General features: G+C 36.7%; 11 protein-coding genes. 6 read left to right on the top strand and 5 right to left on the bottom strand.

Features of this window, described 5'->3' with window-relative positions:
* Nucleotides 1–40: 40 nt before the first annotated feature.
* Both VB797_RS16035 and VB797_RS16030 read left to right on the top strand, forming a co-directional pair.
* On the top strand, nucleotides 41–1,021 hold the full coding sequence (locus tag VB797_RS16035) for an o-succinylbenzoate synthase (RefSeq protein WP_323238706.1): 981 nt from the start codon (nucleotides 41–43) through the stop codon (nucleotides 1,019–1,021).
* Nucleotides 994–2,391 carry a 2-succinylbenzoate--CoA ligase gene (locus tag VB797_RS16030; protein WP_323238705.1) on the top strand — a complete coding sequence of 466 codons (1,398 nt, stop codon included), beginning with the start codon at nucleotides 994–996 and terminating at the stop codon, nucleotides 2,389–2,391. The genes VB797_RS16035 and VB797_RS16030 overlap by 28 nt, the downstream gene beginning before the upstream one ends.
* 757 nt (nucleotides 2,392–3,148) lie before the next feature.
* Here the strand turns inward: VB797_RS16030 and VB797_RS16025 are convergent.
* The 4 genes from VB797_RS16025 to VB797_RS16010 all read right to left on the bottom strand — a co-directional run bounded on the left by VB797_RS16025 (nucleotide 3,149) and on the right by VB797_RS16010 (nucleotide 7,340).
* Nucleotides 3,149–3,550, bottom strand: a complete 402-nt coding sequence (locus VB797_RS16025; protein ID WP_323238704.1) for a thioesterase family protein — start codon at nucleotides 3,548–3,550, stop codon at nucleotides 3,149–3,151.
* Between the two features lie 129 nt (nucleotides 3,551–3,679).
* On the bottom strand, nucleotides 3,680–4,738 hold the full coding sequence (locus tag VB797_RS16020; protein ID WP_323238703.1) for a T3SS effector HopA1 family protein: 1,059 nt from the start codon (nucleotides 4,736–4,738) through the stop codon (nucleotides 3,680–3,682).
* A 264-nt stretch (nucleotides 4,739–5,002) separates the two neighbouring features.
* On the bottom strand, nucleotides 5,003–6,244 hold the full coding sequence (locus VB797_RS16015) for an aminoglycoside phosphotransferase family protein (protein ID WP_323238702.1): 1,242 nt from the start codon (nucleotides 6,242–6,244) through the stop codon (nucleotides 5,003–5,005).
* Between the two features lie 781 nt (nucleotides 6,245–7,025).
* Complete coding sequence (locus VB797_RS16010) at nucleotides 7,026–7,340, bottom strand: TMEM14 family protein (RefSeq protein ID WP_323238701.1); 315 nt, start codon at nucleotides 7,338–7,340, stop codon at nucleotides 7,026–7,028.
* Between the two features lie 98 nt (nucleotides 7,341–7,438).
* Between VB797_RS16010 and VB797_RS16005 the strand changes: the two genes are divergently transcribed.
* The gene (locus VB797_RS16005; RefSeq protein WP_323238700.1) at nucleotides 7,439–8,791 is read left to right on the top strand and encodes an ATP-binding protein; all 1,353 of its coding nucleotides are present in this window, start codon (nucleotides 7,439–7,441) and stop codon (nucleotides 8,789–8,791) included.
* A gap of 287 nt (nucleotides 8,792–9,078) precedes the next feature.
* Nucleotides 9,079–10,383 carry a tellurite resistance TerB C-terminal domain-containing protein gene (locus tag VB797_RS16000; protein ID WP_323238699.1) on the top strand — a complete coding sequence of 435 codons (1,305 nt, stop codon included), beginning with the start codon at nucleotides 9,079–9,081 and terminating at the stop codon, nucleotides 10,381–10,383.
* Nucleotides 10,384–10,431: 48 nt separating this feature from the next.
* Here the strand turns inward: VB797_RS16000 and VB797_RS15995 are convergent, their stop codons facing one another.
* Nucleotides 10,432–10,740, bottom strand: a complete 309-nt coding sequence (locus VB797_RS15995) for a hypothetical protein (RefSeq protein ID WP_323238698.1) — start codon at nucleotides 10,738–10,740, stop codon at nucleotides 10,432–10,434.
* 261 nt (nucleotides 10,741–11,001) lie between these two features.
* On the opposite strand from VB797_RS15995, the gene VB797_RS15990 reads away from it, so the two are divergent.
* On the top strand, nucleotides 11,002–12,330 hold the full coding sequence (locus VB797_RS15990; protein ID WP_323238697.1) for an ATP-binding protein: 1,329 nt from the start codon (nucleotides 11,002–11,004) through the stop codon (nucleotides 12,328–12,330).
* A gap of 326 nt (nucleotides 12,331–12,656) precedes the next feature.
* On the top strand, nucleotides 12,657–14,339 hold the full coding sequence (locus tag VB797_RS15985) for a SulP family inorganic anion transporter (protein WP_323238696.1): 1,683 nt from the start codon (nucleotides 12,657–12,659) through the stop codon (nucleotides 14,337–14,339).
* Nucleotides 14,340–14,428 lie beyond the last annotated feature (89 nt).

Genomic DNA, 14,428 nt, shown 5'->3' with positions numbered 1-14,428 from the left:
TAACTCTTTAAATCCAAAATCCAAAATCTAAAACTGCCAGGTGTTTTACAAATTTGAATTTCGTCCTTATCGTCGCAAATTTCTTACTCCCTTAAACACGTCCCACGGTGTTTGGGAAACTCGGGATGGAGTTATTATTCGTCTTATGGATGAAACCGATCGAGTCGGTTGGGGAGAAATTGCTCCTATTAGCTGGTTTGGTTCGGAAACTTGGGAACAAGCAGTTTTATTCTGTCAAAAGTTATCTAACAAGATTACTGATGAGGAGATCTTTTCGATTCCCGATCGATTACCTGCTTGTCAGTTTGGGTTTGAGTCAGCAAGAGAAATGGTAATACAAGATAGTTCTACTGTGTTTTCTCAAATTACTTCTAGCGGATTATTACCGGCTGGTAAAGCTGCTTTAAATCAATGGCGAGAACTGTGGGAGCATGGTACAAGTACTTTCAAGTGGAAAATCGGCGTTTATTCCATCACTGAGGAACTATCTATCTTTGAGTTACTGGTTCGAGAATTACCAGTCACAAAACTGCGATTGGATGCGAATGGAGGATTAAGCGATCGCGAAGCTGAGATTTGGCTGCAAAAATGCGATGATATCAATATAAATGATGATATACATTTGGAAATCGAATTCATTGAGCAGCCGCTTTCGGTTAATCAATTGTCGCAAATGCTGGAATTAAGCCAGCGTTACATCACAAAAATAGCTTTAGATGAATCTGTAGCTACAATCAAACAACTCGAAAATTGTTACCAAAAAGGTTGGCGAGAAATTTTTGTAATCAAAGCCGGTATAATTGGTTCCCCGTCACGCTTACGCCAATTTTGTTCAATCCATCAAATTGATACTGTATTTTCATCGGTTTTTGAAACCTCTATTGGAAGAGATGCTGCATTATCATTAGCCGCAGAATTATCGCATAAAAAAAGGGCAGTAGGCTTTGGTGTCAATCATTATTTTGCAGAAGATGAGGAAATGTGTTTGGATTTATGGAAAACAAATTCAGCTATTTTGTAAATAATCTTATAAAAAATGATGCCTTAATTTGCGAAGATAGTCATCTATTTGGTCAGTTAATTAAAAAATTTGATTTAGATATAATTCGATTTAAGGAAACATATTCTGCTCTACCAAAAATCATTTTAAACGAACGCCAGCCAGTGCGTTTTTTAGCCAGTTTTATTGCTGCTTGTAGAGAGAATTGCCCGGTATTTCTCTGCAATCCCGACTGGGGAAAACAAGAATGGCAGCAAGTATTTGATTTAGTTGAACCCGATATTATTTGGGGAACGGAAAATTGGTATAATCCTAATCCCCAATCTACAAAGCCCCATTTCCAATCCCCACATATAATGATTGCTACGGGGGGTTCTGGGGGTAAAATTAAATTTGCCGTTCATACTTGGGATACTTTGACGGCTTCTGTGAGGGGATTTCAAGAATATTTTCAAATAGATAAAGTTAATTCTTTTTGTCTATTACCGCTATATCATGTTAGCGGTTTAATGCAGTTTATGCGCTGTTTTCTAACTGGTGGTAAGTTAGCTATTTTACCTTTTAAGATGCTTGAATCTAGAGATAAATTTGATATTAATAATGTATTTAAAAATAACTTAGATTTTTTTATATCTTTAGTTCCCACTCAGTTAGAACGTTTATTACAAAAATCAGATTTAACTCAATGGCTTAGTCAATTTGAAACCGTACTTTTAGGAGGTGCGCCAGCTTGGGATGAATTATTACAAAAAGCCAAATTTCACCATATCAGATTAGCTCCTACCTACGGAATGACGGAAACTGCTTCTCAAATTGCGACTTTAAAACCAGAGGATTTTCTTAAAGGTAAAGTTGGTTGCGGCAAGATTCTTCCTCATGCGAAAGTACAAATTGTTGGTGAGGGAGAGTTTTTAAAAACTAATAAAATTGGCAGCATTCATATTCAAGCCGAATCTTTAACCCTTGGTTACTATCCTTTAAATGGTGAAATACAGACTTGTTTACAAATAGATGATTTAGCTTTTTTAGACGAACAAGGTTATTTAAATATTGTTGGAAGAAATAGCGATAAAATAATTACTGGCGGAGAAAACGTTTATCCCGCAGAAGTTGAAGCCGCAATTAGAGCAACTGGAATGGTAGCTGATGTGTGCGTAATTGGTTTAGCCGATCGCCATTGGGGACAAGTTGTAACGGCTGTTTGTGTTGCGAATAATTCCCAGATTTTAAATGAAAATATTAAAGTTTTACTTCAGAAGAAGCTGAGTAAATATAAAATTCCTAAAATTTGGATTGCTGTTGATTCCTTACCTCGTAATTCTCAAGGTAAAATCAATCGTCAGAAGCTTTATGATATTGCTATGGAATACACGTCATTGCCTATTACATAATTGTTAAAATCGCCCGCACCCTCGAAGGGTGGGGCTACAGAAACAAAGCCCGTCTGCACGGGCTGCAATTAAGGTATTAATTCAATTGGCATACCTCAAAATAAATTTTTGTAATTTATTGCTGATTCAACAACGCTCGCTCAGATTATAGGCAATTCTATAGCGCTTTTGGGTTGAGTCGAGTACAAAATTAGACCTCACCCCCTTCCCCTCTCCTTGGTAAGGAGAGGGGTGTCCGAAAGGACGGGGTGAGGTTTAGTCTGTATTCTACCGGGAACGTGCACAGTGCCCCTAATTTCTAATTATGGGAGTGTAGTGCGCTTGCGACTTTAGTCGCCAGTCTTATAAGCTTTTTGTGGTATATTAATCGAAGCGGTAAAGCGCACATATAAAAAGCCTAGTAGGTCTAGCGGACGGCTCTTGATCCGGAACCCTGGGGGCAATAATCCCAAAATCTTGTACAAATATGAGAGTAAAGTGAAAAATTAATAAATTATTTCAAACGCGGTCGGGCAGTCCGTGTAAGCTTGTGGACGTATCCAAACGGGGAAATTTGAATACTTGTATTTAGGTTTCTAGGGCGGACGGATGAAGCAAGAATCCCCATCAATAAATTGAAGGGGAGTGTCAACCAGTTGAAAACCGTTATATATCTAGCTAATACAAATTTTGATTACTTCCTAGCCCACGCAGGTGGGCTTTGTTATTGTAGCCCCACCCTTGGAGGGTGAGGGCTAACGGGGTTTAAAAACAGCCTTTAACGCAACTTCTCCAAACATTTCACTATTTCTGCTGACAATCCTATCTTCTTTCTGCTTGCTGCATCAATACAAACATGACGTGTCGTTGCTTTAGCGGCTAATTTCTCATTTATATAAGTTTGATAATCAATTTCAAACTGTTCAACGCTGATTCTTAAAGGAGTTAAGTTAACAACTAATTTATCCCCGCAATACATCGGACGCATGAAATCTACATCAGCATGAACGATGGGAAAAGCAGTAGATGGATTTGTAAAAAATTGCTTAATATCAATTCCTAATGATTCTAAAGCTGCTTCATAAGCTTCATGACATATAGTTAAAACATTCGCGAAGTATACAATCCCAGCAGCATCAGTATCTTGAAATCGAATAGTCCGATTGTAAGTAAAAGACATACGAGGAGTTAGGAGTTAGGAGTTAGGAGTTAGGAGTTAGGAGTTAGGAGTTAGGAGTTAGGAATTATAAAATTTTAGATTATATATCTTCCCATGTTCACTATTTTCCCATGCCCAATCCCCAATCCCCTATGCCCAATTATAAATATCTTCAGAATTTGCATTAAGGTAAGGACGTTCTAAATCAACGAATTTTCCCGCGAAATGCTGACGAATTATATTTACCTTTTCTTCAGGTGAATTAATATCTTTTTCCCATGCTGCAAATAAAGCATTAGCTATAATTTGGCAACGATTTACGCCGAAACTTTGTTTGCTAAGGGGTTTTTCTACTGGCTGTTCGGCTAAACTTAATCCCGGTGCTAAAAACTTGGCAAATAACGGTATTTCTGGTTGAAAATAAGATTGATGTTCTGTGTAAATGTCTTTGAGCAATTTCTGTATTATCAGGTAGTCTTGACGTTGAAAATTCAGTATCCCCGCATCATAGCGATCGCAACCTAAAGGATGATGGGGAACTTGAAAGTTGAAGGCTATTTCAGCGTCGTTTAATTGCTTTGTCAAACTATCCATTAATGCAATAGTACCTTCGGTATTTAAGTTAAAAAATATACTCGTATCAAACTCTTGTTTTTTACTTGAGTTACTAACTGCTAAATAAAAGCCGTTATTTAAGCGGTTTTTTGGTAGTCGGATCGCAATTAGATCGTTAATATTAGCGGTAGTTGTTGATTCTAAATGACTCTCTTCAACGTGTAGCGTTAAACCAGCTTTAGTTACAGCCAAACTACCATCGGGTTCGATTCGCAATATCTGCCAATCGGGATCGCAATAACCCGTACCGCGATTATATTCGTGTAACTGATTGTAAAATTCCCGATCAATTTCAAATACGCAATTATTTTCTAAATCTTGATGTAATAAAAGGTTGGGATTACTGGTATTAGCCGCTAATACACTTTGTAGAGAGTTATTGTAATAAATACCGTACAGAAAGTTTCGCACTAATAAGGTAAGGTATTTGTTTTGTAATTTTATAGAACTTTTTTCAAGTGTTTCTGCCATTAAAGCAGACAAACCAAATGGCTGATAATCGGGATGAAGAATGGAAAAGTTAGATTCTATTTTTATTTTACTAACGATATCGTAGAAAGTATTTGATAGAGAATTTTTAGAAGAAGTTATCATAATTATTTTATCGAAATTTATCAATGAGAAGTGATGAATAAATGCAACCTAAATATATGTGAATTCGATATTCGTCGGGTTCTTATAAAATTTGTCAGTTTGCTACAGATACTCCTATCTAAAAACCAGACTTCTCAATCCGAACAAGAGAAAAGAAAAGTCAACAGCAATCATTTATTAATTGATGACTACTGTTAACTGTTGACTTTTGATGAATCAAATCTAGATTCTAAGTTTTAGAATAACAATCTAAAATTGATTTAATTAACACCCACGCAGGCGAGTCTTTTCGTAATAAAGGGGAATTAAATTGTTCTCCCTTTTATCCGCAGTAATTTTGGCAGACTGTAGAAAAGATTTGAGAATTTGCAGTTCTGACTTACCAAAAATATCTATTACATATTCGGGGGTTCTGGTTAGGATGTTTTTGGCAAATTCAAGAGTAGCTAAGCTAGTATGATGTAAATTTTGCTGGCTGTTAATTTCGCTCTGAATTTGATTTATCAGGGCTAAACCGGCAAACTTAACAATCGATTGGATGAAATCTTTACGGTACTCTAAAATCATTGGGAAAGCTCTAAGATAAGCTTCAGTTAAAGCTAACATCGAAGGTTGAAGAATCTCCAGCGGAATAGCCGCTAATTCCAAAGATTCCTCTAACTCCAAAGTAGAATCTACAACTAAACTGGATAACCAAATTTTCAAGTAACTCGCTAACAAAGTTCCCAAATCGTAAGCAGGGTCTCCCCAAGCACAGGCTTCCCAATCAACCAGCTTCACTTCGGCATTATCCAAATGCTGCCAACGAGAATGTACTAAAATATTTTCTAGTTTCAAATCGTTGTGAGTTAAACAGCAAGGATTAAACGAAGACGCTAACTCGGCGATCGCGGATTCTAAAATGTCATAATTTTGATAGCGAGAGTAAAATGCAAGCCCCGCACTGCTAACTTTGCCAAAAATCTCAGGTTCAAGATAATCTATACCCTGTGCTGGATTAAAGTACTGATAGCGAATCTGCCCAACTGGAGCAGTAGCCATAAAATCACGGTACTTTTGACATTTAAAAGTTGCACGGTGCAGTGCTGCTAAATTATCGCCTATCGAAGAAGCTAATTCTGGAGGAAAATACAACTTCTGCTTGTAATAGCTTTCCAGTCCTCGGTATTCCCAAAGGTAGTTACGCACAAGGATAGAATTTTCCTCGTCGTAATGTACTAATTGCGGAGACAACGCACTTGTATTGCCGAGAACTGGGAACGATTCTAGCAGTTGGTGAAACAGCCATTCATTAAAGAATTCATGGGGGATACCATTAAATTCTTGGGCTAGTTCTTGTTTAACCAAAAGCTTGCGATTTGGAGCCAAAGTAACCAGTATATTTAGATTTTTACGGCTACTACTATGTGGCAAATCTGCATCGGCGGTTGCGCCATCTTCTGAGCTACTCAGACCTGCTTCGTGCAGGTACTGGATAACGTTTTGAGAAGATAGTGAAAATTTCATTTATGCCTTACTTCCTTAGATTCCTTTAAAATTAGCTTTTTTTGGTTTTGGCTTAAATGACAGCATTCCCCAACAAAGCCCGTTTTCAAGAGAATCTCAACAAAATGATGACTACTCCCTATTCATATCGGATTTTACTGAGAAAAACCTGCCAAAATGCCAATTAATTCTTTACTATTGCTTTAAGTTTCACTCTTATTACACTGTGAAATCTTTAATCTTAATTCAAATTTTTACTTACGCGAATATAGATATTTGTGCTTCAACCTTTTAATGCCTGTTCTTTTCCCAAGATTCCTTTTTTGAACAGCCAGCAGATTAGCAAACATTAATTTAATTATCTCTTACAACAGCTAGTACTCACACAGTACAAGAGATTTTATCTAAATTCCGGAAGAATACAATTATTTTTCTTTACTCATAGCCTAATAATTATCTTCATAGACTATCAACAATCCTAATTAACCGAAATTCTACGTAAAACCATTAAATCTCTGAGATAACCTTTTACGGAGTATTTGAGGATTATTCTCGTTTCGCAACATTTCTACATAATGTTCCCACGGCGAATTGCTTGAAATTTAAAAGTTTTTCCCATTATAGAAATAATTCTTAATAAGCAAGATTAAAGGTCAAAAAAAACCCTTGTTTACAGATATTATTTGATATTCAGTATTTCTCTACTAATTAAATATCTACAATTATTTGCAATAAGGAATTGGGCATGGGGCATTGGGCATAGGGCATTGGTAATTAAGAACTATTAACTCCTAACTCCCTTTCATCTTCCTATTAATTGAAACAACATGATTGCTAACGCTATGAGACCCAAAGCAACCATCAATCCTGCTGGCATGAATTTACGTGTTTTGCCGAGCCTGATAGCGAAAACAATTACTAAAATGCTGGTAATAACCACAGCTAAAGTTAAACCCAATATTTGTCCTTGAAATTGCAGGTAAGCGGCAAGCAGCAATAATAAACCGCAGATAGTACCACTAATCAGAGAAACTTTACTGCCAGCGCTCTTGTAGCCAATGATGCCACCGATAATTGAAAAGATGCCGTATATACCAGCAGCCAAAATACTTTGCATTGTTAAAACCTGTGTCGATTTCCAGCTATTATTCTGTGCGTCGGTAGAAAATTAACGTTGAATCTTTCTCCAACTCATTCCCTATTCTCTAACAATAAATGAATATAAGAGCGATTATTGCTAAAGTTCAATTTCTCCAACGTCAAGCAGCTTCTCTTTTACTTTACCAATCTGTACTTGAAGGGGAAATAGGTAAAGCCTTTCTTGATTTACTGCAAGCGATACGCTACCCTAACGCTGAAGCACGAGACACTCTCCAGGCTTACAGCTATTTCTTCAAAGTTTTAGCTAGCAAAAATCAAAATTGGGAAGAATATTTGATTTCTCAAATTTTGGTAGACGACAATCCTTTTAGCAATAAAGTCCAATTACAAACGGAAATACCTCCGGCTTTGATTGCAGCTGCGAAACACGATCTACAAGCTCTGCAAAGTTTCCATGAATGCAGCATTGCAACTCTGGGTGAATGGGTGCAGTGTGTAGCCCATCTACCGATTTTGCCGGTGGTATGGTATACAGAACGGCAGAACATAGCAGCTACTCACCAGTTACCGCAGATTGAGAAATTACGGAACTTGTCAGATTGGTCTGATGCTGTGGAAGATTTAGCAGCATTCTATCGAAAGTATGGTACAGGTATGTTTGCGGATTATCAAGCTTTTTGCTGGCAGCAGGGTGAATTTACTGGTATCCGCTATCCCGATGCAGTCAAGTTGGATCAATTAGTGGGTTATGAATCTCAAAAAGCAACTTTAATCAAAAACACGGAATTTTTATTGTCAGGACAACTAGCGCTGCACGTTTTACTTTACGGGAGTCGCGGTAGTGGTAAATCTTCCTTAGTAAAAGCTTTATTAAATGAATATGCCGATCGCAATTTACGCTTGATAGAAGTTGCAAAATCTGAGTTTAAAAACTTACCGCGAATTCTAGAACGCTTACGAAATCAACCGCAAAAATTTATAATCTTTGTTGATGACCTTTCTTTCGAGGAAGATGACGATGCTTTCAAAGCCCTCAAAGTTGTTTTAGAAGGAAGCTTAACAGCGCGATCGCCAAATGTTGTAGTTTACGCAACTTCCAACCGTCGTCACTTGATTCGGGAGTTTTTTGCAGATAGACCCCGACCCAAGGAATCCGATGAAGTCAACGCTTGGGATACCGTACAGGAAAAACTTTCATTTAGCGATCGCTTTGGTTTAACTTTGACCTTTGAACCCGCTTCTCAAAATGCCTATTTACAAATTGTCCGACATCTGGTAAAAATATCTAACATCGATATTAGTACAGAAGAACTAGAATTTCAGGCTTTGCAATGGGCAACTCGTCATAATGGTCGTTCTGGAAGAACAGCAAGACAGTTTGTAGATTTTTTAAAAGCTGAAAAAACAATTGAGTTGATAGACGTTAAAAACTGTAGTGATGATAAGGGAATAGGGAGTAAGGAGTAGGGAATTCGGAATTGGGAGTAGGAAGAGAAATTATATTGTTAATCTTAGATTGAGAAGCAATTAGTTATGAGCAACAAAAAGTTACAGTTAACTTTCCCGTTCCTTCCTCCCTCTTCCCTACTCCCTGCTCCCTACTCCCCTAATAATCTTTTTAGATAGATATATTGACTTATGAATTATTTTTTTATACTCATATTTAAGCTGAATGATTAAAACTACAGCATCGGGGTATAAAAATTTCAGATGTGAGGTTTAATGCAGTGGCAACATATTTAGATAAATGGACTATGTTAAAAACAAGCAGTAATATGCACGATAGGGTGAGTAATCGATTTATTATAGGTATAGTTGCTTTTGGGGTGAGCTTCGGTTTGGCTTTCGTTTTCACCTGGAATTTTTATGGTGCCATATTTACCGGCATTATAACTATACTTGCTACGTATACAGCGACATTTATCGTAGATAAAAGAACAGACAAAAGACGTAGAAATCATGAATTACTGGTTTCAGATTCGTTTTATAAAAGAATCAAAGAACTAGAAAACGTACAAAATGGAATTGCTCTAGAAGTCAGTCAGTTAGAAGCTCATCGTCGGGCTTTACTTATTGAGTCAAATCAACTACAAAACCAAGTTGGCGATCGCCGCAATCAAAGAGATTCGTTTAACCGAGAATTAAGCACTTTTGCGCTTCAAAAAAAGCAATTAGAATCGGATGTCATTCGTCTCCGAAATGAATTTAAGCATATAGAGAAATCGACTGAAGAAGCGAACAATTCATTAAATAATATTTCCGCAGAAAAGCGACGTTTGGATTTAAATTGTAATGTATCGAAATCTGAGATCACCCAATTACACGCTACAATCGGCGAACTGCTGCAAGAGAAAGAGGAATTAGAAAATAATTCTACTTTACTTTCAAGACTTAAACCTCAGTTAGAAGAGAAATTATATGAGTTACGAGTCCAGATTCAAGAATTAGAAAGTGAAGAGAAAAAGCAAAAAGAGCTATTATCTAGTAGAAATAAGAAACAAGAAAGGTTAGAAGCAAACTTAAAGTTATTAAAAAACCAGACAGTAGAAGAAAGAAATATTCTAGAACAATTAAAAAATCAAACTTCATTACTTCAAGAAGAAAGAGACTTGTTACAAAACCAGGTTTGGGAATTACTCCAACAATTAGAAAACTTGGATAGTCAACCATCGGTGATTCAAGAACAGGAAGAAACAGAATTTCCTTTTGCTGACTTGATCGAAACAATTACCATTGAACCAACAGAGAGTACATCGTCAGAATTACCTTCATATTGGCAGGATTTGCTGCAAAATTTACCAGCACATGAAATTCAAGTCTTAAAAGCAGTATTAGGAGACGATCCTAATTCTGCGATTAAAAAGATAGCTGAAGAAAATATTACAATGCCAAGTTTGTTAATTGATTCTATCAACGGACGCGCTCAAGATACAATTGGCGAATTAATTATTTCCACGAGCAACGATATTCCCCAAATTTATCAAGAATACCAGCAGAATATTCAAAAATTAATTGCGATGTCTGAAGAGGTTAAGAGTAAAGAACATTCTTCTAGTTAAGGAAGGCTGAAGAGTCACTAAATTATTTTATTTAAACTAAAGCTAGGCTTATGCTGAGTAAGAAATAAATGCCAATGATATTAATACAACTATTACCCAAAATATCAGACCAATCAATGATACAGTCTCAAAACTTATATATTTCCTCTTATCTTTTATATAAGTAAATTTTCTACCTTTAGCTCTTTGAGATTTACGTAGTTCTTTCTTTTTAATCACATCACCAGGGTAATATTTCCCAAAAGTTACCAAATGAATTAAGAGTTTACCTGTAAAGTAGCACAGCCCATAGAATATTATTTCGGCAAATATCCACAAAATAGCCCCGAGCAAAAACTCACCAAGTAGTTGAATCATAATTTTGAATATAAAAAGAATAAAGAAATTCATTATACTCAAATAAGCGAAGTTTTGAATTCTCAAAAAAATCCCATAGACAATTCCCGCTTTCTTTACAATCTATGATTAGATTGAGGAATGCTATATGATTAATTAGGTTCATTACTGCGGATGTGCTATATAGTATCTACCAGCATAAGTTATACTACAAAATCCAAAATTTAAAATCTATTGACGCGGAAGCGTCTTCCCGCAGGGTAATCTAAAATCTAAAATCGAATGACAAAGCCAAAAATCTCTAAAAAAGTATCTACAGCTTTGATAAACTCTTTAGGTGCGGGAGTAGTACCTAGAGTTGGATTAGAACATATTGCAGTAGGTAGAGAAAAGGAATTAAATAGCCTTTTAAAAAATATCGAAGATGTTGCCGAAGGAGTAGCAGCATTTCGGTTTGTAATTGGTAATTATGGTTCCGGTAAAAGCTTTATGCTGCAACTTATTCGTAATCGAGCGATGGAGTTAGGTTTTGTCGTCACCGATGCCGATTTATCTTTGGAAAGACGATTAGCGGGAACTAATAATGAAGGTTTGGCTACTTATCGAGAATTAATGAGTCGTCTTGCTACAAAAACTCGTCCCGATGGTGGTGCTTTGGTTTCCATTTTGGAAGGATGGATCAATAAAATTCAGCAGGAAGTAGCCCAAGAAAGCGGAATGCGTCCGTTGGATGAAGGTTTTGACGATACAGTAGAAACCAAAATTAGAGAAGTAGTTCAATATATCGAAGATTTAGTCCACGGGTTTGATTTTGGTAGCGTAATTGTCGCTTATTGGAGAGGATATCGTTCGGATGATGACGATTTAAAAAATGCTGCATTGCGGTGGTTGAGAGGAGAATTTAATACTAAAACTGAAGCAAGAGTCGCTTTAGGAGTACGGGTAATTATTGACGATGAAAGTTGGTATGATTACGTTAAGTTATTCGCTAAATTTGTTGCTGAAATTGGTTATAAAGGTTTGTTGGTTTTGTTAGATGAAGCAGTGCATTTGTATCAAATTTCGCCTACAGTTAGTCGCGAGAAAAACTATAATAGATTGTTAGGAATTTTTAACGATACAATGCAGTGTAAAGCCGAACATTTAGGCGTAATTATCGGTGGAACGGTAAAGTTTTTAGAAGACCCAAATCGGGGTTTATTTTCAGATTCAGCGTGGAGAAGACGTACTAAAGAAAGTCGTTTTGTTGCCAAAGCAGGAGTACAGGAATTCAACGGACCTGTAATGAAGTTGAATCCTTTGAGCGAATCAGAAATCCTAACATTATTAGAGAGATTAGCCGATATTCACGCTCTTAACTACAGCTATAAAAAAGCTTTGACGACTAAAGATTTAAAAGAATTTGTGACAGAAATTGTTAATCGTTTGGGGGCTGAAGCTTTACTTACTCCCGGCGAAATTGTCCGCGATTTCATCAGCGTGTTGAGTATCTTGCATCAAAATCCCCAGATTAGTTTAGGTAAGATCATCCATGATTCTGAATTTCAACCTACTACATTAGGCGATAATACAGAAGTTGATGAAGATGATGTTGCTGAATTTAGTTTATGAATTGGTAATTGGTAATGGGGCATTGGAAATTGGGAATAGGTAAATATATACAAATAACATCAGCGACAGATAATTAATATTTAAAAGTATTTTTTCCGACAAAAGTAAATAATCAATTAGTTCGCTGTAAACTTTATTTATGTTTACAGCAAAATACCATTTTTTTATATAACTGAATAGATTTAGATGAAATAAATAAAATATTTTTTATTAAATAGCACGGTGCAATTTAAGCAATATCCGTGTATATTTTGGATTTTAAATTAGAGATAAGCTAAAGGCTCAACAACTCCTAACTCTTAACTCTTAACTAACTCGTAATCTCTATGCAACTTGTTCACGGCTTACATTTTAGGAACCTGCGCGGGGATTTATTTGGTGGTTTGACTGCTGCAATTGTTGCTTTACCCTTAGCTTTAGCATTTGGGGTTTCAGTATCACCAGATGACGGAGCGATTATGGGGCTGTACGGTGCTGTTTTTATCGGTTTTTTTGCAGCATTATTTGGTGGAACTCCAGCGCAAATTTCCGGTCCCACAGGTCCGATGACAGTGGTAATGGCAACGGTATTTGGTAACTTAGTTAACAAAAATCCAGAAACGGGTTTGGCGATCGCCTTTACTGTGGTGATGTTGGGGGGAGTATTTCAAATCCTTTTTGGATTGTTGCGTTTGGGCAAATATATCACTTTGATGCCTTATACGGTAATTTCCGGCTTTATGTCGGGAATTGGATTTATTATTTTATTTATCCAAATCGGACCGTTTTTCGGATATCCAGGTTCTGCGAATGTAGTCCAATCGCTGCAAAATTTGTCTAAATTCATCGCGAATCCCAACCCAGTCGCAACGGGTTTAGCTATTTTAACGCTGATTATAGTATTCGGTTCCCCTCCAAAACTAAATCGGATTATTCCCGCACCTTTATTAGCGTTAGTCGTTTGTACGCTGATTTCTGTTTTTATATTTCCTGATAGTAATATTCCAGTCATCGGTAAAATTCCCACAGGTTTACCCAAGCTGCATTTACCCCTATTCAAACTAGACCAGATACAGGACATGGTAGGTTATGGTTTGATGTTGGGAACTTTGGGGTCTATCGATTCGCTGTTAACTTCCTTAGTTGCGGACAATATTACTCGCACAACTCATGATTCCGATAAAGAATTAATCGGACAGGGAATCGGTAACTTATTCGCCGGTTTATTCGGAGGATTACCGGGTGCGGGTGCAACAATGCGAACCGTTGTTAACGTCCGTGCTGGGGGTAAAACTCCAATTTCAGGAATGGTTCACGCTTTAGTTTTATTGATAATTGTTCTAGGTGCTGGGAAATTAACCGAAAACATCCCTAATGCGGTTTTAGCGGGTATTTTAATCAAAGTTGGTATAGATATTATCGATTGGAGTTTTCTTAAACGCGCCCATACGATCTCAATCCGGGCGACCGCATTAATGTATTGTGTGTTATTTCTCACAGTTTTTGTGGATTTAATTACTGCTGTAGGGGTTGGAGTATTTTGTGCTAATTTATTAACTCTCAAGCGTTTATCCGACTTACAGGCAAAAGAAGTTCAAGCAGTAACAATTCCTAACGGAAATAATCACAAATTGCGTTTGAGTGTTGAAGAAGAACTGATTTTAAGCCAAGCCAATGGTCGGATTTTATTATTTCGTCTTGGTGGCCCAATGAGTTTTGGTGCAGCAAAAGCCATCTCACAGCAAATGTCAATTGTAGAAGATTACGATGTTCTAATTTTAGAATTAAGCGAAGTTCCTTATGTTGGTGTGACTGCAACTTTAGCTATAGAAAATATCGTTAAAGAAGCCTACGAAAATCGACGAACAGTGTATCTTGTCGGAGCTATCGGCATAGTAGAAGACCGATTGCGACGTTTAAAAATCTTGCGACGAGTCCTAGAACAAAATCCAGTTAATACACGTTTAGAAGCTTTACATAAAGGGATGATTATTGTTAGTCAGCGTCAAATACATTCCAGTAAAGTCTAATTTTTTTAATCCTGTTTACACACAAATACCTCATGTAGAGACGTTACACTGTAACGTCTTCATAGATTTAGTATTAAAACGCGAATATT

The sequence above is a fragment of the Rivularia sp. UHCC 0363 genome (assembly GCF_034931125.1).
Classification (GTDB): Bacteria; Cyanobacteriota; Cyanobacteriia; order Cyanobacteriales; family Nostocaceae; genus Rivularia.
This window is presented reverse-complemented; position numbering and strand designations above follow the sequence as displayed.